The sequence below is a fragment of the Tepidiforma bonchosmolovskayae genome, from assembly GCF_008838325.1.
GTDB classification, from domain to species: Bacteria; Chloroflexota; Dehalococcoidia; order Tepidiformales; family Tepidiformaceae; genus Tepidiforma; species Tepidiforma bonchosmolovskayae.
This window is the reverse complement of the sequence record NZ_CP042829.1, coordinates 439607-458903: the sequence shown is the minus strand read 5'-3', so window position 1 is coordinate 458903 and position 19297 is coordinate 439607. Positions and strand designations below refer to the sequence as shown.

At 69.4% G+C, this 19297-nt stretch carries 26 protein-coding genes, 1 tRNA gene and 1 other RNA gene; 12 read left to right on the top strand and 16 right to left on the bottom strand.

The window, feature by feature from the left end; genetic code table 11:
- Positions 1–4: 4 nt before the first annotated feature.
- The 4 genes from Tbon_RS02385 to Tbon_RS02370 are packed head-to-tail and all read right to left on the bottom strand — an operon-like array spanning position 5 to position 3687.
- Positions 5–1159 carry a glycosyltransferase family 4 protein gene (locus tag Tbon_RS02385; RefSeq protein WP_192498078.1) on the bottom strand — a complete coding sequence of 385 codons (1155 nt, stop codon included), beginning with the start codon at positions 1157–1159 and terminating at the stop codon, positions 5–7.
- Positions 1156–1878, bottom strand: coding sequence for a PHP domain-containing protein (locus Tbon_RS02380; RefSeq protein ID WP_192498077.1), 723 nt, complete (start codon positions 1876–1878; stop codon positions 1156–1158). The genes Tbon_RS02385 and Tbon_RS02380 overlap by 4 nt, the downstream gene beginning before the upstream one ends.
- Entirely contained in the window at positions 1865–2719 is an 855-nt protein-coding gene (locus Tbon_RS02375) for a lysophospholipid acyltransferase family protein (RefSeq protein ID WP_192498076.1), read from the bottom strand. Before Tbon_RS02375 ends, Tbon_RS02380 begins: the two co-directional genes overlap by 14 nt.
- Before the next feature lie 17 nt (positions 2720–2736).
- Positions 2737–3687, bottom strand: a complete 951-nt coding sequence (locus Tbon_RS02370; protein WP_158066124.1) for a lysophospholipid acyltransferase family protein — start codon at positions 3685–3687, stop codon at positions 2737–2739.
- A gap of 49 nt (positions 3688–3736) precedes the next feature.
- Between Tbon_RS02370 and Tbon_RS02365 the strand changes: the two genes are divergently transcribed.
- Both Tbon_RS02365 and Tbon_RS02360 read left to right on the top strand, forming a co-directional pair.
- Positions 3737–4570: an enoyl-CoA hydratase-related protein gene (locus Tbon_RS02365; RefSeq protein WP_158066123.1), complete on the top strand. Its 834-nt coding sequence runs from the start codon at positions 3737–3739 to the stop codon at positions 4568–4570.
- Positions 4571–4722: 152 nt separating this feature from the next.
- Positions 4723–5181, top strand: coding sequence for a hydrogenase (locus Tbon_RS02360; protein WP_158066122.1), 459 nt, complete (start codon positions 4723–4725; stop codon positions 5179–5181).
- 30 nt (positions 5182–5211) lie between these two features.
- On the opposite strand, the gene Tbon_RS02355 is transcribed toward Tbon_RS02360, so the two are convergent.
- A complete protein-coding gene (locus Tbon_RS02355) occupies positions 5212–6387 on the bottom strand; it encodes a serine hydrolase domain-containing protein (protein WP_158066121.1) in 1176 nt (391 codons plus the stop codon).
- Between the two features lie 98 nt (positions 6388–6485).
- Here Tbon_RS02355 and Tbon_RS02350 point away from each other — a divergent pair.
- A tRNA-Arg gene (locus tag Tbon_RS02350) sits at positions 6486–6561 on the top strand.
- Between the two features lie 45 nt (positions 6562–6606).
- Complete coding sequence (locus Tbon_RS02345; protein WP_158066120.1) at positions 6607–7611, top strand: MBL fold metallo-hydrolase; 1005 nt, start codon at positions 6607–6609, stop codon at positions 7609–7611.
- Here Tbon_RS02345 and Tbon_RS02340 read toward each other — a convergent pair.
- Positions 7608–8813 (bottom strand): DUF389 domain-containing protein, encoded by a 1206-nt coding sequence (locus Tbon_RS02340; RefSeq protein WP_158066119.1) that lies wholly within the window; start codon positions 8811–8813, stop codon positions 7608–7610. The genes Tbon_RS02345 and Tbon_RS02340 overlap by 4 nt on opposite strands.
- Positions 8814–8938: 125 nt before the next feature.
- Here Tbon_RS02340 and Tbon_RS02335 point away from each other — a divergent pair, with 125 nt between their 5' ends.
- The 8 genes from Tbon_RS02335 (at position 8939) to Tbon_RS02300 (ending at position 13683) form a co-directional block, all read left to right on the top strand.
- Positions 8939–9523, top strand: a complete 585-nt coding sequence (locus Tbon_RS02335; protein WP_158066118.1) for a GNAT family N-acetyltransferase — start codon at positions 8939–8941, stop codon at positions 9521–9523.
- Complete coding sequence (locus Tbon_RS02330) at positions 9513–9995, top strand: pyridoxamine 5'-phosphate oxidase family protein (protein ID WP_192498075.1); 483 nt, start codon at positions 9513–9515, stop codon at positions 9993–9995. The genes Tbon_RS02335 and Tbon_RS02330 overlap by 11 nt, the downstream gene beginning before the upstream one ends.
- A gap of 89 nt (positions 9996–10084) precedes the next feature.
- On the top strand, positions 10085–11533 hold the full coding sequence (gene gltA / locus Tbon_RS02325) for an NADPH-dependent glutamate synthase (RefSeq protein WP_158066116.1): 1449 nt from the start codon (positions 10085–10087) through the stop codon (positions 11531–11533).
- Positions 11534–11625: 92 nt separating this feature from the next.
- Positions 11626–12444 (top strand): GGDEF domain-containing protein, encoded by an 819-nt coding sequence (locus Tbon_RS02320; protein WP_158066115.1) that lies wholly within the window; start codon positions 11626–11628, stop codon positions 12442–12444.
- Positions 12445–12788: 344 nt separating this feature from the next.
- Positions 12789–13007 carry a helix-turn-helix domain-containing protein gene (locus tag Tbon_RS02315; protein WP_158066114.1) on the top strand — a complete coding sequence of 73 codons (219 nt, stop codon included), beginning with the start codon at positions 12789–12791 and terminating at the stop codon, positions 13005–13007.
- A gap of 55 nt (positions 13008–13062) precedes the next feature.
- Positions 13063–13290, top strand: coding sequence for a hypothetical protein (locus Tbon_RS02310; RefSeq protein WP_158066113.1), 228 nt, complete (start codon positions 13063–13065; stop codon positions 13288–13290).
- Positions 13289–13355: hammerhead ribozyme type II (locus Tbon_RS02305), an RNA gene on the top strand. Before Tbon_RS02310 ends, Tbon_RS02305 begins: the two co-directional genes overlap by 2 nt.
- A 10-nt stretch (positions 13356–13365) precedes the next feature.
- On the top strand, positions 13366–13683 hold the full coding sequence (locus Tbon_RS02300) for a hypothetical protein (protein WP_158066112.1): 318 nt from the start codon (positions 13366–13368) through the stop codon (positions 13681–13683).
- A 14-nt stretch (positions 13684–13697) separates the two neighbouring features.
- On the opposite strand, the gene Tbon_RS02295 is transcribed toward Tbon_RS02300, so the two are convergent.
- The 10 genes from Tbon_RS02295 to Tbon_RS02260 are packed head-to-tail and all read right to left on the bottom strand — an operon-like array spanning position 13698 to position 19161.
- Positions 13698–14138 carry a lytic transglycosylase domain-containing protein gene (locus Tbon_RS02295; protein ID WP_158066111.1) on the bottom strand — a complete coding sequence of 147 codons (441 nt, stop codon included), beginning with the start codon at positions 14136–14138 and terminating at the stop codon, positions 13698–13700.
- 32 nt (positions 14139–14170) lie between these two features.
- Complete coding sequence (locus tag Tbon_RS02290) at positions 14171–14377, bottom strand: hypothetical protein (protein ID WP_158066110.1); 207 nt, start codon at positions 14375–14377, stop codon at positions 14171–14173.
- Positions 14374–14541, bottom strand: coding sequence for a hypothetical protein (locus Tbon_RS13685; protein WP_192498074.1), 168 nt, complete (start codon positions 14539–14541; stop codon positions 14374–14376). The genes Tbon_RS02290 and Tbon_RS13685 overlap by 4 nt, the downstream gene beginning before the upstream one ends.
- Complete coding sequence (locus tag Tbon_RS02285; protein ID WP_158066109.1) at positions 14538–14792, bottom strand: hypothetical protein; 255 nt, start codon at positions 14790–14792, stop codon at positions 14538–14540. The genes Tbon_RS13685 and Tbon_RS02285 overlap by 4 nt, the downstream gene beginning before the upstream one ends.
- On the bottom strand, positions 14782–15129 hold the full coding sequence (locus Tbon_RS02280; protein WP_158066108.1) for a hypothetical protein: 348 nt from the start codon (positions 15127–15129) through the stop codon (positions 14782–14784). Before Tbon_RS02280 ends, Tbon_RS02285 begins: the two co-directional genes overlap by 11 nt.
- A 4-nt stretch (positions 15130–15133) precedes the next feature.
- Positions 15134–15805, bottom strand: coding sequence for a M23 family metallopeptidase (locus Tbon_RS02275; protein ID WP_192498073.1), 672 nt, complete (start codon positions 15803–15805; stop codon positions 15134–15136).
- Complete coding sequence (locus Tbon_RS13680; protein ID WP_192498072.1) at positions 15802–16350, bottom strand: hypothetical protein; 549 nt, start codon at positions 16348–16350, stop codon at positions 15802–15804. The genes Tbon_RS02275 and Tbon_RS13680 overlap by 4 nt, the downstream gene beginning before the upstream one ends.
- Complete coding sequence (locus tag Tbon_RS02270) at positions 16347–16691, bottom strand: hypothetical protein (protein WP_158066106.1); 345 nt, start codon at positions 16689–16691, stop codon at positions 16347–16349. Before Tbon_RS02270 ends, Tbon_RS13680 begins: the two co-directional genes overlap by 4 nt.
- A gap of 3 nt (positions 16692–16694) precedes the next feature.
- Entirely contained in the window at positions 16695–18773 is a 2079-nt protein-coding gene (locus Tbon_RS02265; protein ID WP_158066105.1) for a hypothetical protein, read from the bottom strand.
- A 7-nt stretch (positions 18774–18780) separates the two neighbouring features.
- Positions 18781–19161 carry a hypothetical protein gene (locus Tbon_RS02260; protein ID WP_158066104.1) on the bottom strand — a complete coding sequence of 127 codons (381 nt, stop codon included), beginning with the start codon at positions 19159–19161 and terminating at the stop codon, positions 18781–18783.
- Positions 19162–19297 lie beyond the last annotated feature (136 nt).

Sequence of the window (19297 nt, the reverse complement as noted above, 5' to 3'; positions counted from 1 at the left end):
CCCATCAGCGGCCCGACCCGGCCAGCGCAGCCCGCCGCGCCCGCGTCTCCGCTACCTGCTGCCGCTCGTAGAGCAGCCGTTCGTAGTACGACATCACCCGGTGCGCGACGTTGTCCCAGCTGTAGTGCCGGGCCAGCTCCCGGCCCCGTGCGCCGAACGTCTCCCGCAGCGTCGGGTTCCGCAGCAGCCGGACCACCGCCTCCGCGATGGCATCCGGGTCTTTCGGGCGCACCAGCAGCCCCTCGACCTCGTTCGTCATCACCCCGGCGAACCCCTCGATATTGCTCGCCACCACCGCGTCGCCGGCCGCCAGCGCCTCCAGCAGCACATACCCCTGGCTCTCGTTCCCCGTGTTCGGCGCGCAAAAGACCGTCGAGCTCTTGTGGTAGCGGGGCAGGTCCGCGTACGGCACGTTCGGACGGAACACCACGTCCGGGAATGGCGCCATGACCCGCTCGTACCGCGAAAAATCGCCCGCGCCAACCACAATCAATCGCGTGTTCGGCTCCTGCTGCCGGATGCGCAGGTACGCCTTCAGCAGGTACTTGAGCCCCTTCCGCTTTTCCGGCCGTCCCACGAACAGGATGTTCTTCCGGCCGTCCATAAACTCCGGGAACGGTTCCGCCGGCCCGGCGAAGTGCTCGTAATCGATCCCGTTCGGGATGATGTTGAAGTACCCCGGGAAGTACCGGCTTACCAGCTTCGCCGCCGCCGGCGAAACCGCGATCTTCCCCTCGATTTTCCGGAACCATCGCCGCGTGAGCGGCGTAGTGTACCCGTAGAATCGGTTCCCGCCGTCCTTGGCTGCATGGAACGTCCCCACCGTCACCGCCTGTGAATATCGCAGGAAGTGGTACGGCAGCAGCGGCATCAGCGGCTCGTGCAGGTGGACCACATCGAAACGGTGCTCCTGCAGCACCCGTTTCACCTCCGGCGACTTCCACGCGAATGTGATCCGCGCAACCGACCCGCTCACCCGCATCGAAAACGGCCGCCCCATCACGTGAACCTCGTCCCTCACCCGCTCCGCGTCCGACGCCGGCGCGAAGATCACCACCTCGTGGCCCCATGCCCGGAACGACGCCGCAAGGTGGCGGATATGCGTCTTCACCCCGCCCTCGACGCACCAGTCATACGGGCTGACAAGCGCGATTTTCACCGTCGGCCTCCCAGCATCCGCACCACCTTGCGCGGAGTTGCCGTATAGCCCCACGCCAGCCCGAGCGCCAGTCGGCCCGCCGGCACCGCTGACGGGTGGCGCATTGCCGCCCGCGTTGTCCCGTCGGCGATCGCCTGCCGCAGCTCGGCCGCCGTCCGGCCCGGGAACTCAGTCCAGCCGCTGCCCACATGCTCGAGGTGGTGCGCATCCGAACTCCCCGTCGCCGGCAAACGCCACAGCTCCGCATTCAGCCGTGCAGCCTTCGCTCCCGTCCGCACGCCCGCCGGGCTCGGGTTCGCCAGCTCGATGGCATCGAACTGCACGCCCGCCTCAGCCCGCTCCCGGAGGCTGTCGAGCGTCCGCCGGCCGACCGACCGCGTCAGCCAGCTCAGCGGGTGCGGCGCGATGGCGATGCCGCCGGCGTCATGGATCATCGCGAGCGTCGATTCTACCCCCCGGAAGCTCGGCAGGTCCCGCTCCACGAAGAGCGCCAGCACGTGCCCCTGCAGCGTCGTAATCTCCGCACCCGGGATGACGTCGAATCGGTAACTCCGCCGGGCGGCCAGCTCGCGCGCCCGCAGGCCGCCGCGGACGTCCTCGTGGTCCGTCACCGCGATGACGTCGAGGTCCGTGGCATGCTCCACCCACTCGAGCAGCTCCTCGACCGTCGCGAAGCCGTCGCTCACGCGCGTGTGGAGGTGGAGGTCAGCCTTCCCCACAGGCGTGCACCCTCCAGAAATCCTCGAGCACCGCCCACTGGCCCGGGTCCCGCCGCAGGTGCCGCTCCAGCAGCCCCGCAAACCGCTCCACCGCGGCTCGGATATCGCCATCCGCGTCCTCCGTCTCCTCGACCCTGAACGGCTCTTCGACATCGATCCGGAACTGGTCACCTCGCTTCCGGCTCGAAAAGATCGGAATCACCAGCGCCCCGGTCCGGCGCGCCAGCTCCCACGGCCCACGCGGCAGCCGCACCGGCCGGTCGAACAGCCGCGTGCACACCCCCGTGTGCTGGATGTCCCGGTCGCCCATCATCCCCACGACCCCTCCCGCGCGCAGCGTTTCGATGCACGTCCGAACGCCGCCGAAGTTTGTCTCGAGAAAGGTGCCCCCCGCCGAGGAGCGCAGCTTCAGCATGTACTCCGCCCAGTCCCGCGGTTCCAGCCGCTCGACCAGCGCCACAAACGACCGCCCGCGGTACGTCAACGCCTGGATCGCCAGCTCCGCATTGCCCGTGTGGGCGCTCACCAGCAGCACCGCGCCGTTCGTCCGCAGCAGCTCGAGCCGCTCGACGTGGAAAATCTCCAGGTGCTCCGCCTCGAACCGCGACATATCCCGCCCGGGGAGCGTCACGAGGTCGAGGTAGTACTCCAGGACATGCTGCAGCGCCCGGAGCCCCTCCCGCCGTGCGCGCGAGCGGTCACCCTCGCAGAGCGGCAGCATGTTCCGGGTCAGACGCCGACGCACCCGCGGATTCAGCCACCACGTCACCCGCGCAACCGCCGGGGCCACCGCATAGAACGGCCCCGGCCGCCGGCCAGCCACGAGACGCGCTGCCCGCATCGCCCACGCCTGCGCGCTCATATTCCGCCCCGGCGGTCCGCCGGCCCCCGCCACAGCTCCCGGAACATATACCACTGCTCGGGCCGCTCCCGGATGAACGCCTCGTGCGCCCGCATCACCCGCTGCGTCAGCACCTGGACGCACTCCGGCCGCGCATCATCGCAGGGGACGATCGAGAAATCGCCGACGACCTCCATCCGCTCGCCCAGGGGGTCGACCCTCCGGAACGCCACGGGCACGAGGGCTGCACCGGTTGCAAGCGCCAGGCGCGCCGGCCCGGCCGGCACCTGCACTGCCTCGCCGAAAAACTCCACCTCGACCCCCTCCCCCGGCACGGGCCGGTCGATGAGGAGAGCGAGCAGCCCGTTCCGCTTTAACACGCGCACCATCGATGGCCCCGCGCGCTCCATCCGGATGACCTGCATCCCCAGCCGCTCCCGGGTTCCCAGCACCAGCGCATCCAGCCGCGGGTCGCCGAATCCCTCCGCGACGACCGCGAGCGGATAGCCGCGCGATGCCGCGTAGGCAGCCCCGGCATCCCAGTTGCCATAATGCATGCACACAATCACCGCGCCGCGTCCCCGCGCCAGCAGCCGGTCGAGCGCCGCGAACGCCCCATCGCCATCCACCCGCGGCAGCTGCGCCCTGCCGCTCCCCAGCCGCATGAAGTCCAGCAGGTAGCGGAAGTACGCCGCAAGCGACGCGCGCCCCACCCGGTCGACCAACCCCTGTTCGGCCGTCCCCAGGACCCGGGCGAAATTCGCCCGCATCGCCCGGCGGCCCCGCGGCCAGAGCCAGTACGCCGCAGCGCCGAGCCCCCCGGCGATCCGGTACGCCGCAGGCGCCGGCGTCCGGCCGATCGTCGCCCGCGCCGCCCGCCAGCTCCAGTACTGCAGCGTGCCCAACCCCGGACTCGGCAACCGCCGGGGCAGCTCCCGCGCACCCTCCGTTCCCGGCGAAATCCCCATCCCGTTCAGTGTACCCGGCTGCCTGTAAGACTCCCGGTACAATCCGCCTATGGAGTTAAAAGTCACCCTCTACGAGGTCGATGGACCGGTCGCCACCATCACCCTGGACCGCCCCGAACGGCTCAACGCATGGACCGGGCGAATGCACACCGAGTACCGCTGGTGCCTGGCGCAGGCCGACGCCGACCCCGCCGTCCGGGTAATCGTCGTCACGGGCGCCGGCCGCGGATTCTGCGCAGGCGCCGATGCCCGCGCCCTCGAGGGCCACGTCGAAAAGGGCGGCTACGACCCGGGCACCCCGCCCGACATCCCCCGGCCCGGCTTCGGCGTCCATCCCGAGTTCGACCACGACTTCGCCTATCACTTCGGCCTCGCGAAGCCCACCATCGCCGCCATCAACGGCCCCGCCGCCGGCGTCGGACTCGTCCTCGCCTGCTTCTGCGATATCCGCTTCGCGGCCGCCGGCGCAAAGCTGACCACGGCCCACGGGAAGCTCGGCCTCCCCGCCGAGTACGGCCTCTCCTGGCTGCTGCCACGCCTCATCGGCCTGGCCCCGGCGATGGAGCTCCTTCTCTCCAGCCGCATCTTCCTCGCCGAAGAGGCCGAGCGGCTCGGCCTCTTCCACCGCGTCCTTCCCCGGGACGACCTCCTCCCCTCGGTCTACGAGTACGCCCGCACGCTCGCGCGCACCGTGGCGCCCTCCTCCCTGCGCGAGACCCGCCGCCAGGTCTACATCGACCTCCACCGCGGCGTCGGCCCTGCCGTCAGCGAAGCCCAGCGCCTCCTCGACGAACTGACCGCCGGCCCCGACTTCCGCGAGGGCGTCGCTGCCCTCCTTGAAAAACGCGAGCCCCGCTTCTGGAGCCCGCCACCCGCCAATTGACACCCCGGGCGCCGCAATCGAAACTCGCGCACCGGCATCGCAACCCCTGCCAGCCCGGCGGCTTGCGGTCTGCTGCTCCCCGGACCGGCAGCATTCGCGGGCGCCCCCGCTTCCAGACCTGTGCCGCCGAGTCTCGCCGCGAGGGTATGCGTATGCCGCGGGGTCAGAACCAACAGGGGCACGTCCTCATTCGTGCCGGAGTTCTCCTGTTCCTGCTGGGGCTCCTGACCGGGCTGCTCGCCCCGGTCCTTGAAAACCGCCGTATGGTGCTGTCGAGCCACCTCGAAGGCGTGCTCAACGGCATCTTTCTCGTCCTGGTCGGTCTGGTTTGGCCCCGGCTGAACCTTCCCGCGCGCTGGCTGCGCATCGCCCTGGCGGCGGCACTGGTCGGTACCTACACCAACTGGGCAACGACTCTCGCGGCCGCCGCACTCGGTGCGGGGGAGCGGCTGATGCCCATCGCCGGGGCCGGCTTCCATGGCCGCGCAGCGGAGGAAGCACTCATCGCCGTCGGACTCGGGACCCTCACGGTCGCCATGATCACGACATCGGTCCTCGTCCTGACCGGACTCAAGGACCCTCCCGAAGGAGCCACCGCGGGGCCACGGTAGACGCCGGATCCCGTGCCGCCCCAGCCTCCGTCACGAAATCGCACACTGGGCCGCAAGCGAACTGATCGCCGTGATCCGTCGCCCCTGCTGCACTTCGTCGAGGAACCCGTCGGTGCAGTAGCCGACCGAGATCCCTGTCGCGGGGTCGCACCACCCAATCTGGCCGCCGGCGCCGCCGTGCCCGAACGCCCGCGGCGACGCCGTCCGCCCGAACCCCCGCAGGTGCATGAAGCCGTCGTCCCCGGCGACCACTACCGTCAGCGCCCGGTTCACCGGGTAATCGAGGATCGGCACCCGGTGGTGCTCCTTCGTCCGTACGATGGTCGCCCACTCGATGGTCTCCGGCTTCAGCACCCGCCTCCCGCTCGGTCCCACGCCGCCATTGACCAGCGTTTGGTAGAACAGCGCCAGCTGCGCCGCGCCCCCAATTCCGCCGCCTCCCGGCACCCCGACCGCCCGCACCTCCGGCCGGTTGAACTGGAGGATCGCCTCCGGCGTCACTTCGCCCCAGCCCCCCGGCGGCGGCGTCGGCGGGATGAGATGCCGCACGTCAGCCACCCGCCGGTTCTCCTCCGTCGGCAGGCCGACATACAGCTCCTCCACCCCAGCGGGCTCGAGCACCCGTTCACGGATATACGCCCGGAAGTCCTTCCCCGTCCGCCGCTCGATGATCTCCGCAAGCACCCAGTGCGCGCTCGTCGCATGGTACTCGAACCGCGTCCCCGGCTCCCAGTTCAGGCGCCAGCTCGCGAACCGCTGCAGCCTTCGTTCCCGGTCATCCCAGTCGAGCGGCGAAAACGGCGCGTATGGAAATCCTGCAATGTGCAGCATCACTTGCTCCACCGTGATCTGCTCCTTCCCGTTCGTGCCGAACTCCGGAATGATCGCTGCCACCCGCTCCTCAACCCGGAGCAGCCCGTCTTCGCAGAGCGCCCATGCCGCTGCCCCGACGATCGCCTTTGTGCAGCTAAAAATCGTGTAGAGCGTCTCGTTCGTCGCCGGCACCTCCCCCTCGCGCCCCTCGTGGCGCACCGTTCCGAACGTCCGCACCCCGGCGAGCCGCCCCTCCCGCGCCACGGCAACCTGCGCGCTCTTCAGGGTGCCGTCGTCGACGTCCCGTTTCGCCCGCGCGAACACCGCCTCCAGCTTCTCACTGTCGATGCCGACGTCCTCCGGCCTCGCCGCGAGATACTGCTCCAGCGCCATCGCTTTGCCCTCCTGCTCCCGTTTGGCCGCTGAGCTTACCCCCGCCGCCGGCTCCCCGCGAGCCGCCCCCGGGCGGCGCACCGGTACAATGGCAGCAGGCCCCCGTAGCTCAGAGGACAGAGCAGACGCCTTCTAAGCGTTTGGCCGCAGGTTCGAATCCTGCCGGGGGCGCCAGCCCTCCCGTACACTTCCCCAACCTTGCTCCCCGGTTGCCAGCCCATGCAGATTTCGCCGTCCGTCCGCGCCGTTCTCGTCCCCGACGACAATCCGATGCACCCCGAATTCACCTGCATCTATCTCGTCGGCGCTCCGGGCCGGCAGGCGCTCACCATCGATTCCGGCGAAGCGATCGACCGCTACCGCTGGTTCCTCAAGGGCTACCTCGCCGCCGTCGAACGCGAGGAGATCGCCATCGCCGCCATCACCCACCACCACGCCGACCACTCCGGCAACCTCAAGTGGGCCAAAGAGGAGCTCGGCGCGCAGGTCGCCATCCCGGCAAACGGCCGCCAGCTCCTCAAAGGCCGTATCCCGCGCGACGTCGAGGCCCTCCGCGACGGCGACGTCATCGACCTCGACGGCGGCGTCCGCGTCCGCGTCCTCGCAACGCCCGGCCACTCCGTCGACTCACTCTGCTACTACATCGAAGAAGAGGGCGTCCTCTTCACCGGCGACACCCTCCTCGGCAGCTCCACCACCACCGTCTGGGACCTCGCCAGCTACCGCCGCACCCTCCGGCGCCTCCTCGAACTGCCGAACCTCCGCGTCATCTGCCCCGGCCACGGTCGCATCGTCCGCGACCCCCGCGAGCGCCTCCAGATGTACATCGACCACCGCGACATGCGCGAACGCCAGATCCTCCAGGTGCTCGAAGGTGGCGGCGCCCTCTCCAGCTGGGACATCATGCTCCAGCTCTACCCCGACATCGACCCTCGGCTCCGGCGCGCCGCCGACAATAACGTGCGCGCCCACCTCAAACAGCTCGCCGAGGAGGGCCGCATCCGCGAGTATCCCGGCATCCCCCGCCGTCCGCCGTCCCCTCGCGCCATCCAGCGCGCGGAAGAGCACGCGCGCCAGCGCGACCTCCTCATCGCCAAAGCCCGCAAACTCGAAACACAGAAGCGCCGCGAAGAGCTCCGCAGGCAGGAAAACCCCCCGACCGCCGAGTGGAAAGAGCCGCCCCGCTACGAACTCATCGGCACCGCCGCCGATGCCGCCCGCTAGGGGGTCGGCCCCGGCGTCGAACTCTTCGTCGGAGTTGCCGACGCGTTCCGTCCGGGCTCACCAGCTGCGCCGCCGGAGCCCGGCGTCCGCAGCTCCGATGACGTCGCTCCCGGGGTCCCCGTCCTGGTGGAAGTCGCCGTCGGTGTGGGCGTGGGCGTGCGCGTCGGTGTAGCAGTTGGTGTCGGGGTTGGGGTCAAAAGCCGGACATCCGGGGGCGGCGGGTTGAGCGGGTCGAGCACCAGCACCGGCGTCGTCACCAGGACGAGCTGGACTCGCTTGCCGGTCTGCTGGGCGATATACGCCTGGATTGTCTCTGCATCGGTAATAGTCGGCTCCCGGTCGACCTGCGCCTCCACGCGCACGCGCAAGCTCCCGTCATCCCCCGACGTCCGGCTCACTCGCTCCACGGAGCCGCCGGGGAACAGGTTCACCACGGCCTCCCGCGCTGCTGCCGCCAGCTGGTCCTCCTCCCTCGCCTCCTGCACCGCCCGCGTTGTCAGCCCGGCAAGGGCTACACCAAGCACGACCACGGGGATTGCGCCCAGCACCAAACGGGGCCCGGGATGCGTCGGGGTCTTGTGCCGGACCCCGCTCAGCAAAAACACGACGGCGGCGGCCGTCAGGATTGCGCTCAGGTTCGTGGCGAACAGCAGCATCGCACCGCCCCAGACGCCGCGGTCGCCCAGCGAAAGTCCGATGCCGACCGTGCACAGCGGCGGCATGAGCGCTGTCGCGATCGCCACCCCGGGAAGTGCGTCCGCTGCGCGCATGCGCACCAGGCCGTATGCGCCGATTGCGCCGCCGGCCAGCGCAATACCAAGGTCCAGCGGGTTCGGCCGCGTCCGCGCCTGTACCTCCCCCGGGAGCGTCTCCAGGACCGCAAATGGAGAAGCGCGCAGGAGCTCGGCAATGACATACGACAGCACGATCGCTGCCACTACCCCCTCTGCCAGCGCCCACAGCGGCGGAAGGGGCTCCTTCCGGGCCCCGCCAAGCAAAGCCAGCCCGAGCGCCATAATCGGCCCCAGCAGCGGCGCAACCAGCATCGAGCCGATCACCACCGCCGGCGAATCTGCAATCAGGCCCAGCGTCGCAATCACGCAAGAGAACCACACCAGCAGCCGGAAGCGCAGGTCCGGCCGCGCCGACCGGAAAATCTCGGCACGCAGTCGGCCTTTGGGAAGCACGGCGTGATTCGGCACGAACAGGAGTTTCGCTCACCGCGTCCCTTCAGTCGCCCCGGTAACTCCCCTGCTCCCCGCCACCGGTCCAGCCGATACCTTCCGGTAGCACCTCAACTCCGCAACCCCGAGGGGGCGGCCACGCCATGCTCAAGGGCGAACGCACCATCCTCCGGCCCATGCGCCGCGAATACCTCGAGCGGCTGCTCGACTTCCATAACGACGTCGAACTCCAGCTCCTCGGCGGCGAAGATGTCCCCGTTCCGCTCACGCCCGAGCACCTCGCCGAGCGCTTCGAAGCCCTCTGCGCCGGCCAGTCGCCCCGGCCCTCCTGGTTCGCCATCGAAGTCCAGGGCGGCAAGATCATCGGCCACTGCATGCTGCGCAACATCGACGAAGCGGCCCGCACCGCCGAGCTCCGTATTACCATCGGCGACCGCGACTACATCAACCGCAAGTACGGCCGCGATGTCGTCCGGCTTCTCCTTAAGTACGCCTTCCGGCTCCGGAACCTCCGCAAGATCTGGCTCGCCGTGCCCGCCTCCAACGAGCGCGCCCGCCGCTGCTTCGAAGCCGCAGGGTTCGCCGTCGAAGGCTGCCAGCGCGCCCACACCTGGGTCGACGGGCGGTACGATGACCGCATCCTGATGGCCGCCTTCCGCGAACCTCCCGCGGAACCCGCGCCGCCAGCTCCCGAGGAGCCCGCCGCCCATGCCCCGGATGACGCCTGAAACCCTCGCCGAATTCCTCCAGCTGCCGGTCGTCGGCGTCATCGCCACCCTCCGCCGCGACGGCATGCCATACACCGTCCCCGTCTGGTGGCTCTACCGCGACGATGGCATCTGGATCACCGGCACCTACAACCGCGTCTGGTGCAGGCACCTCCTGCGCGACCCCCGCGCCTCGCTCTGCATCGAGTCCGGCCCGCCCCTAACCGGCCATGTCGAGTTCGACGGCCGCGTCACCCCCTTCGAACTCCCGGGTTTCGACATCTGGCCGATTTCCCGCCTCCTCGTCGAGAAGTACGTCGGCCGCGGTGACCCTGCGAACGCCCCTGCGGTCGATGCCTTCTTCGCCAACATGCAGACCGAGCCGCGGCTCCTTTTCCGCCTTGAACCCCAGGTCACCCGCGCCATCGACATGCGCGTCTACCGCGGCAAGCGCGCCGACCGCGAGTACCAGCAGCGCGCCGCCGGCGCCTGAGGCCGCAGCAGCCCGGTTCACTTCCTCCCTCCCCTCAGGTACGATCAGGTGACCCTGGAATCACGCCGCAATCCCGGCACCGGAGAAGCATGGCCAACGACGTCGCCCGCCGCCTCGCCATCAGCGTCCAGCCCGTTCCGAAGCAGGACCCCGAAGAACGCAAGCGCAACTTCGAGGAAACCTACCTCGGCTTCGACCTGAACGCCGCCCGCATCGAGGCCTCGCGCTGCATCCAGTGCCCCTCTGCGCCCTGCCAGGAGGCCTGTCCCGTCCACAACGATATCCCCGGTGCGCTTGCCCTCATCGAAGCCGGCGACATCCTCGGCGCCGCCGACAAGTTCCGCGAAACTTCCAACCTCCCCGAGATGTGCGGCCGCCTCTGCCCCCAGGAGAAGCTCTGCGAAGGCGCCTGCGTCGTCGGGTTCGCCATCCGGCCCGGCGGCAAGCAGGAGCCGCCCGTCACCATCGGCAAGCTCGAAGCCTTCTGCACCGATTACCAGCGCCAGCAGCTCGGCGGCTACCCCATGCCCCGCTATATGCCCGAGCCGACCGGCTTCAAGGTCGCCGTCATCGGCTCCGGCCCCGCCGGCCTCGCCGTTGCAGAGCAGCTCGCCGATAAGGGCCACAGCGTCACCGTCTACGAATACTGGCCCGAGCCCGGCGGCGTCCTCGTCTACGGCATCCCCAACTTCAAAATGCGCAAGAACATCGTCGACGAGTACATCGCCCACCTCGAGGCGATGGGCGTCCGGTTCATCTGCAACACCTACGTCGGCCGCGATATCACCATCGACGAACTCTTCCAGCAGGGCTTCCACGCCGTCTTCATCGGCACCGGAGCCGGCGTCGGCAACGAAATGGGCATCGAAGGCGAAGACCTCGAGGGCGTCTACTCCGCCACCGAGTTCCTCGTGCGCGGCAACCTCGCCCCCGAAATGCTCCCCGAACGCCTGCGCACCCCCCTGCCGAAGCTGAACGACGTCGTCGTCATCGGCGGCGGCGATACCTCCATGGACTGCGTCCGCACCGCCGTCCGCCTCGGCGCCCAGAACGTCACCTGCGTCTACCGCCGCACCGAAGCCGAAATGCTCGGCCGCGAAGAGGAGCGCAAGAACGCCCGCGAAGAAGGCGTCCGCTTCGAAATGCTCACCCTGCCCACCCGCATCCTCGGCGACGAAAACGGCCGCGTCCGCGCCGTCGAATGCCAGCGTATGCAGCTTGGCGAACCGGACGAGACCGGCCGCCGCCGGCCCATCCCCGTCCCCGGCAGCGAATTCGTCATTCCCGCCGACGCCGTCGTCATCGCCATCGGCTACGGCGCCGACCCCGTTGTCCCGCAGACCACCTCCGGCATCCGCACCGACCGGAAGGCCCTCATCCAGGTCGACGAGAAAGGCCGCACTACCCGGCCCGGCGTCTTCGCCGGCGGCGATAACGTCAACGGCGCCGACCTCGTCGTCACCGCCCTCGCCGACGGGCGCCGCGCCGCCGAAGCCATCCACGAATACCTCATGAGCCTGCCCGCACCGCGGCGCTAGCCCTCCACGAATTACACACCGTTTACACATGCTCCCTGCGGAAGGGTGGCCCGTCGTTCGATCTCTACCAGTGAGACCGAACGGGGCCGCCCATGAACAAACCGCCCGTCCTTAACGCCTTCCTCCTGCCCTCGACCGAGCAGTCCGCACTCGGCTCCGTCGAAACGCCGCTCGTCGTCCGCCTCCTTCGCCCGGCCACCTTTGCCGTGTGGCTGCTCGTCTTCTGCGTCCAGGCTCAAACGGTCATCGCCCGGGGCGGCGGCACGAACTGGTTCGTGCTTGGCTTCACTACCCTCCTCTTCACCGTGGTCCACCTCCAGTTCTGGTACGAGGAATCCGAACAGGGCCGCCGATTCCACCGCGCCATCGACCGGCTCCGCGGCCGCATCTACGAAGATGAGGTGACCGCCCTGCCGAACAGCCGCCACTTCGTCTTCGAACTCCGCCGCCAGATGATGCGCTCCGTCCGCAACGGCCGCGGTTTCTCTCTCGCCCTCACCGATGTGACCGGCTACGAGGCGCTCAAGAATCCGGAGGAGCGGTTCCTGCCCGCTGTCGGCCGGGCGCTCCGCCAGGCCATCGGCGAAGGCGACTTCGTCGCCCACCTCCAGGGTCCGATCTTCGCTGCCATCATCGCCGATGACCGCCTCGCCACGACCGCGATGAAGGCCGAGGCGCTCCTCCCGGCCCTCGCAGCCTGCATCCCGAACGAGTACGCCACGCGGCTCACCCCCGTGGTCTCCCTCACCGGCTACGAAGGCGAACTCGAAGTCCGCGACTTCCTCCGCCGCGCCCAGCGCGACCTCGTCGCAGCGCGCAACCACGAGCCCGGCGCCCGCATCGCCGCCGCCGTCCGCGCCCGCCCCCAGCACCCCGCTCCAGCTGAGAACTCCCGCTCCGCGGTCGCCTGACCCCGCCCCTTCCAACGCCGCAGCAAAACGCCCCGCGGGATTTCCCGCGGGGCGTCGTCATTCACCGTTCTGGAGCGGATGGCGGGAATCGAACCCGCGTCTCAACCTTGGGAAGGTCGCAGTCGGCGTTTGCCGCTTCGGTGCCCGTCAACTCGATGTCATGGCCGCAGGTTTGTCGTCACCGTCAGGCTGGCATCGCGGCATTGCTGAGCGTCGTGGATTGACGCCGCTCAGCGCACCATTGGCAACCAGCGCGTAGCCAAAATGTAGCCAAATGCTAAGATTGCGCCCATAACGTACGGCAAACGCTGCAGACTGCAGTGCCGCGGTGCTACGCTGGCGCCATGATGCCAGTCACCCCCCTCACACCTGATGACGTGGTCGCCGCCAGGCGGCAGCTCGGGCTCACGCAGGTCGAACTCGCCCGCGCGCTGGGCGTCGCTCTGACGACCCTGCAGCGCTGGGAGCTCGGCCTCACCCGACCGCCGCCCTACCTCCGCCTCGCCCTCGAGCGGCTCGTCGAGGACAAAAAATTTTCCCCGGGGAGCCCCAAAACCCCTTGACCGCCTACTGCATTCTGCAGTACTCTGTGGTCAGACCACCACGGAGGATGAACCGATGGCAACCCCCAAGCAGATCGATTACGCAGTCGCCCTCATCGAGAAGGCCGGCTACGGCCGGTATCTCAGCAGCAAGCTCGCGGCAGATTTGCCGCGGGACATCAGCTTCAGCAGCCGCGACGCTGCGCGGCTGCAGTCCGTGAAGGCCTGGATGACTAGCCTGTCGACGGCCCAGGCCAGCGAACTCATCAGCTGGCTGCAATCCAAGACCCCCAAGGCCAGCTAGCCGAAACTGGGCGTCGGCCCCGTCTGCCCCGGGTGGCCTCCGGGGTACTGATGAGGCAGGCCATAGGAGGAAAAGATGCTTGCCAATGTTACCCCCACTGACTGGGGCCTTGTCCGGGTTGACGGTACGGGCATCGGCCCGTGCCTGGCGATCCTCGACGCGATGGCCGACCGGGCAGCCACAGCCCTCGCTGCAGATGGCTGGGAGTGGACGGTGCTCCAGTTCGCCGACGGCAGCCGCACACTCACGCTGTGCGGCCCTGAGGGGCAGACGAGCCCCCTCTCGGGTTACCCGCTGGCGCCTGAGGAGTGGCTCGAGGACATCGAGGGCGTCCCGCCTGAGGTCATCGAGGACCTCGCGGCCGCCGGTATCCACCGCGTGTGGCGACGCTAGATGGTCTGCCTCCATTAGGGCGGCCAGCAGCTCCACCCGCCCGGCCCACCCCACCTACCGCGGAGCTCCAGGACACGGAGCGCCGCGGTTGCGTTTACCACGGGATCATCCCAGCGCTCGAGCGGCAGCCCGACCGCCGCGAACCAGCCGCCCCACAGCTGGAACAGGCCCAGCGAGCTCCCGCCGTCACCAACAGCACCCGGGCTCCAGCGCGACTCGCACCACGACACAGCCAGCGCCTCATCAACCAGCTCGGCAGGCCAACCCGCCAACCGCAGCACCTCGCGCATCTGCGCCTCGGTCAGCTGTGCGGGCCATGGCGTGGCCTCCGGCTGCGGGTCGATGTCCGTCGGCGCCGACGCCTGCGCCTCAGCCAGCCATGCAGGCGCCGGGGTAGCCGTAACGATGCCAGGCGGAACCGGCAGCTCGGCAGGCGCGCCGCACCCGACCAGCACCGCAGCCGCCGCCAGCGCCGCGGCCCACCGGGTCAGGCCCGCCTCCGTCGGCGCCGCTGACCGGGGACCTCGCGCCGCCGCACCGCCTCGTCACGGGCGACCAGCCAGCGCTCGACCTGGTCGGGCCCGAACACGAGCCCGTGCTCGCGGTCTGGCTCGCCCTCGAGCGTGATGTACTCCGCCTCGCCGGTCGCGAGGTCGAGCCAGACCGGCACCCGGACCGACACGAGGCCCGTCACTGCCCGACCCTCTGAGCGCGGCCGATCGCGTAACCAGCGCCGCCGCCGAGCAGCACGGCGACGGCCGTGTCCTCGACCGAACTGTCGATGATGCCCGCCTGCCGCAGCGCGCCGATGGCGACGATGACTGCGACGGTGATCAGGGTGGCCATGGTTGGGGTCATGGTCGTCCTCCGGTGGTGATGTCTGCCGGGATCTCGCGCTCCAGCCGCTCCCGCACCCGCTGCCAGATGCGCTCGCGGGTGCTGGGCGGGATGTCGAGGGCGGCGTGGAACAGGCCGACGTTCCGGCGGCCTGACTCGGTGAGCCTGACTGCCAGCCGCTCGGCGTCCTCGCGGTCGGCGACGTCGAGTACGTGCCAGCGCCCGTCTGCCTCCCACGTAAGGACCCAGCACTCGGCGGCGTCAGTGGCCATTTGACCGCGCCTCCATCTGCCCGAGGATCTCCATCTGGCGGCGCTGGAGTTCGAGCAACTCGCGCTGGGCCCTCACCAGCTCGGCCTGCTGCTGCGACACGCGCTCCAGCTGGTCTCCGATCGCCCGCATCCGCTCGGATGTCTGCTGCGTCAGCTGCAGCAGCATCTGGCTGAGCTGGCCGTAGGCCTGGAACACCGTCTGCGCATCGGCAGTGGTCACAGTGCCGCTCTCGCGGCGACGCTGCGTGCGCGCCTGCAGCCACGCAGACGCCAGTGTCACCAGCGCGCCGGTGAGCGCCGAGACGAGGCCGACGAGCGTAGCGAGCTGGAGCGACACCGGCTCAGAACCTCCCCGGCAGCACCGGCTTGCCGTCGGGGCCGTGCGTGTGCGTGATGAGTTGCCGCTGCGTCTCGGCCAGCCCCTGCAGCACGATGGTGTCGTTGGCGGTCAACTGGCGCGCCGCGGTCAGGGCCTCGGCGACTGACTGGAAATCCGCCCCGCTCGGCGAGCCGAACAGTACAGTCGCCACCCGCAGCAACAGTTCTCGCTCATCGGCAGTCATCTCATCATCCTCCCCCGGCATGCCGGGCACGTAGTACGCGAGCGGGTCCCGGTTGCGTGCCGGGTCCCGGGGAAACAGCCACGTGTCGCACATCTGCCAGTGCAGGTGCGGCCCGGTCACGAACCCGGTCGCACCGGACAGCCCGATCTGCTGGCCGGTCCGCACCTCGTCCCCGGGCCAGACGTCCGCGCGGCTCAGATGGGCGTAGAGCGTGATCCAGCCGTCGGCATGCTCGACCGCGACCGCGACTCCAAACGAGCCGTCATTGTTCGGCCGGATGACCCGGCCCGGGGCCGGGGCGACGACTGGAGTGCCGGTCGGGCACCCGAAGTCCACGCCGAGGTGCATCCACTCGCGGCTGCCGTCGCGGTACGTCTCGCCATACCGCCCGGTGATGGGCCAGCGGCCGTCGACGGGCAGGCGGCTGAACCGGACCTGGGGCTCGGTCATGGGACGATCACCCCGGTCACGACGAAGGCGATGGCGGCCGCCACAGTGGTGCGCATGCGCACCGAGATGCGCGTATTGGCCGGCACGGTCAGCAGGACGGGGATGTACACCGCGAGCGTGCCCGTTGTACCGCCGCCGGAGGTGCTCAGGCGAGTATGCACGGGGACCGCGAGCTGGGTCACCTCCGACCCACTGGGCCCGAACCCGATCTCCAGTTCGCTCAGGGTCGTGGAAGAGGAGGTGGTTGTCTGTGACACGCCGATGAGGATGAGCTTCCCGCTGGCACTGGCAAACAGTTCGACCCATGCTCCGAACTGGTTGGCGGTTGATGATGTGGTTGCGGTCGCCCCTGGGTATGCGCTCGGCCCTCCGGGCACGATGGGCAGCGCAGGGGATGGCAGCGCGGTCACCGCACTGTAGATCGCGTCCTCGCGCTGGACGGTGTAGGCCACCTGCTGCGCGAGCGACCCGCTCGCGCTGGCGGACGCCCCGGTGGCGGAGTTGAGGAGGCGGTCCCAGAGGTCGCGCAGCATGCCCATGCTCATGTGATCATCACCGCCTGCACGTGGATGGTGACGCTCGACGCAACCGACGCAGCCCCCTGCAGCGACCACCCGCTATCCAGCACCAGCCCGGCAACCTCGCGCACGTCCTCCGTCGCCGTGACGCTGCCCGAGGCCCCGAGCTGCCGATTGAGCACGAGTGCCCTTGCGTTGCCCGCGGTCTGGCTCGGCGGGACAGCCCAGAGCGAGTAGGTCCGCGCGCCGGCCGCCGTGTTGCACACGACGACCTTCGAGATGTAGAGCCGCTCGCCGCTGGCTGCGGTGACGATGGCCGCAGCGCTGGTGCCGAGCTGCGCCTGCGTGAGGGTCGGGGTCTGCGCCATGCGTCACCACCACGGAGTGCCGAGGTCGCCGCGGAGCGAGGCCTCGATGACAGTGTCCCAGATGGTCCGCACCCCACTGGATCCGCCCGTTCCGCCTCCGGTCACGCCGAGCTGCACGACCTGCAGGGCAGACAGCGCGACCGCGAGCTGGTCGATATCGTCCTGCGGCGGGACGGGCACATCGGCTGTCTCCAGGCGCCACCGGTCATCGCCGGCCGGGCCGAACGTCCGCTCGATGGAGATGACGTAGAGCGACTGGGTGACGTCGAGCACCGCCTCCCGGGTGCCGTCCTCAAGGGTCACGGAGGCGCGGATGCCAGCCTCGATCGTCTGGCCGGGCAGCAGCCGGTACGCGCCGCCGCTGCTGACATGGAACGTCGGCGCCGGGTCGATGCTGAGCCGCAGCACCGGCTGCGCATGCGCCGTCAGCCACGACGCGGCGGCATCATAGAGGTCGTTCGCCGCCCGCTCGGCCTCGGCGTTGGTATCATCGAGCGGCGCGATCCCCTTCCACGTCTGGACGACCGCGCGGACGCCGTACTGCGATGCGGTGGGATGCTGGAGGTAGTAGTACGTGGACCCGTCCTCTGCCAGCGCCGACTGGATGGTGTAGGGCGAGGTGCGCGTCGAGTTCTGGAGCCGCGCGGTCCGCCCGGCTACCGTCTCGGCCAGCGGGATGACCCGTGTGGTGATGCCCGTGCCGTCCACCACGGCCTGCGCCCCGAGGACCGGCAGCAGGGTGGCATATCCATCATCTGGCGGTGGGGCCGAGTTGCGGTATGCGAGGCCGCTCGGCGTTGCCCCGGTGACGAGGTCGATCGTCCGCGTGAGCGGGTTCTCGCGCACGGTCGCGCCGACCCGCTCCGCCAGCTGGGCAACCGCCTGCCATGGCGAGACACCGGCCAGCGTGACGGTGACCATGCGGCTGGGGCACGCACCGAGTGCCCACCCGTATGGCGCGATGAGTGCGCTCACGACTGACGCCAGCGACGCGCCGGTCGCCGTGTAGGAGACGATGGTCGGCAGCACGAGCTCGCGGGCGCGTGTCTGGCCCGAGAGCTGGACGACGACCTCGCCGGAGTCCCCGACACGGAGCTCGACCGCATCCAGCACCCCCGAGACTACGAGCCCCTCACCCTCGCGGTAGAGGTCGATGGTCCTGGCAGTGGCCAGCGACAGCCCAACTGCGTCCTCCGCCGGCACCGACACCTGCCACGACCCGATGCGCGACAGGGCGAGCTGGTATTTCGCCGCGATCACGCGCCGCAGGTCGGCCACGACCGCACCGCCTGCATCCCGGCAGACAGCCCTCAGGCGCAGCGCCTGCCATCCCGGGCGGATGAGCCGTGTGGAGACGTCGGCAGCGGAGAGCGTCCCGGCATCATCTGCCGGGTTCTGCACCTGCGCCGCGTTAACGGTCTCTGCTGCACTCACCGTCCCGGTGTCGCTGTAGGGCGCGGTGATCGTAGATGTGGCAGACTCCCCGGCGGTGACGGTGCCGGCATCGGCCAGGTCCCACCGCCACGTCACCGCGAGCTGGTCATCGCCGGTGACTGTGCCCGCATCCAGTGCGTCTGCAGCAGTCGACGGCTGCGCGGTGACAGACTCCGCAGCTGAGATCGTCCCCGAGTCTGCCGCCCCTGGGTACTCGTAGGCGGGCATATAGGTGAGGGTCACGCTGAACGCGTCGACGCCGAAGCCGGATGGGGAGTCAGCGATCTGCGTGAGGTACTGGTAGACCGAGATGTACTGCGCCCGAAGCGACAGGTCGCTCCATGACACCGTCTGCACCGATGTCCCTGACGGGCATGCGATCGAGGCCGTCCTGTTCGTTGAGCCGTTCAGTGTCACGCCGCCCGTGACGTTGCGACTGTCCGGAGAGTCCACCCACACCGTCAGCTCAGCGGCAGTGACGATGACCTCCTGCCCCGCATCCCACGTCTGGGTCCAGCCGATCGTGCCAGGGCCGCTGCCGAGTAGCCGCTCGTAGACGCTGTTTGGCTGGCCCGCAGACGCGCCGTCGTTGTACCAGGAGCCGTACCGCGTCTGCGTGCCAGCGCCGTAAAGCGTGACGGTCGGCATGGTGCCGCTAGGAGACGCTCAGCGTCAGCTGGTAGGTGAGGATCCAGACCGTGCCCGACGTTTTCGTCCCGAAGCTCTGCACCTTGCGGCACAGCATCTGGCCGCCGCTCGCGGCGTTGAACACGCCGGCCTCCTGCCAGGCGAAGTTCGCGTCGTTCACGCCGAACGTCGCCGACCAGGTCACGACGTTCGCCGAGCGCGTCGGATAGCCGCTGTCGCACTGCTTCCTGAGCTTGTTCGTGCCCTGGAGGTCGGTCTGGGACGGGTTATGGGCGGTCGTACCGTCGCCAACGCCGAGATAGGTGTTGGCCTGCGTGAACTTGTTGAACCCGGCGGCGCCGATGATGGCATCGGCGAACATCTCACGTGCGAGCGTCTGGAGTGGCATGTGGCACCTCCCATCGAGAGTCGTCCGGCTCGACCGGCTGACCGTCCTCCCACTCCAGGACAACGGTCTCCGGCTCACATCGTCCACCATGCTCGGCGGGGCAGTCGTGGTCCCACCGCCTGAGCACGATGCGCTC

Coding starts and splice junctions, on each gene's coding strand:
- Tbon_RS02275 (WP_192498073.1), bottom strand. CDS start 15,805: ATGACCGAGCCCCAGGTCCGGTTCAGCCGCCTGCCCGTCGACGGCCGC.
- Tbon_RS02285 (WP_158066109.1), bottom strand. CDS start 14,792: ATGGCCACTGACGCCGCCGAGTGCTGGGTCCTTACGTGGGAGGCAGAC.
- Tbon_RS02365 (WP_158066123.1), top strand. CDS start 3,737: ATGGAGTTAAAAGTCACCCTCTACGAGGTCGATGGACCGGTCGCCACC.
- Tbon_RS02260 (WP_158066104.1), bottom strand. CDS start 19,161: ATGCCACTCCAGACGCTCGCACGTGAGATGTTCGCCGATGCCATCATC.
- Tbon_RS02370 (WP_158066124.1), bottom strand. CDS start 3,687: ATGGGGATTTCGCCGGGAACGGAGGGTGCGCGGGAGCTGCCCCGGCGG.
- Tbon_RS02375 (WP_192498076.1), bottom strand. CDS start 2,719: ATGCGGGCAGCGCGTCTCGTGGCTGGCCGGCGGCCGGGGCCGTTCTAT.
- gltA (WP_158066116.1), top strand. CDS start 10,085: ATGGCCAACGACGTCGCCCGCCGCCTCGCCATCAGCGTCCAGCCCGTT.
- Tbon_RS02355 (WP_158066121.1), bottom strand. CDS start 6,387: ATGGCGCTGGAGCAGTATCTCGCGGCGAGGCCGGAGGACGTCGGCATC.
- Tbon_RS02270 (WP_158066106.1), bottom strand. CDS start 16,691: ATGGCGCAGACCCCGACCCTCACGCAGGCGCAGCTCGGCACCAGCGCT.
- Tbon_RS13680 (WP_192498072.1), bottom strand. CDS start 16,350: ATGAGCATGGGCATGCTGCGCGACCTCTGGGACCGCCTCCTCAACTCC.
- Tbon_RS02300 (WP_158066112.1), top strand. CDS start 13,366: ATGCTTGCCAATGTTACCCCCACTGACTGGGGCCTTGTCCGGGTTGAC.
- Tbon_RS02345 (WP_158066120.1), top strand. CDS start 6,607: ATGCAGATTTCGCCGTCCGTCCGCGCCGTTCTCGTCCCCGACGACAAT.
- Tbon_RS02310 (WP_158066113.1), top strand. CDS start 13,063: ATGGCAACCCCCAAGCAGATCGATTACGCAGTCGCCCTCATCGAGAAG.
- Tbon_RS02330 (WP_192498075.1), top strand. CDS start 9,513: ATGACGCCTGAAACCCTCGCCGAATTCCTCCAGCTGCCGGTCGTCGGC.
- Tbon_RS13685 (WP_192498074.1), bottom strand. CDS start 14,541: ATGACCCCAACCATGGCCACCCTGATCACCGTCGCAGTCATCGTCGCC.
- Tbon_RS02315 (WP_158066114.1), top strand. CDS start 12,789: ATGATGCCAGTCACCCCCCTCACACCTGATGACGTGGTCGCCGCCAGG.
- Tbon_RS02265 (WP_158066105.1), bottom strand. CDS start 18,773: ATGCCGACCGTCACGCTTTACGGCGCTGGCACGCAGACGCGGTACGGC.
- Tbon_RS02360 (WP_158066122.1), top strand. CDS start 4,723: ATGCCGCGGGGTCAGAACCAACAGGGGCACGTCCTCATTCGTGCCGGA.
- Tbon_RS02320 (WP_158066115.1), top strand. CDS start 11,626: ATGAACAAACCGCCCGTCCTTAACGCCTTCCTCCTGCCCTCGACCGAG.
- Tbon_RS02335 (WP_158066118.1), top strand. CDS start 8,939: ATGCTCAAGGGCGAACGCACCATCCTCCGGCCCATGCGCCGCGAATAC.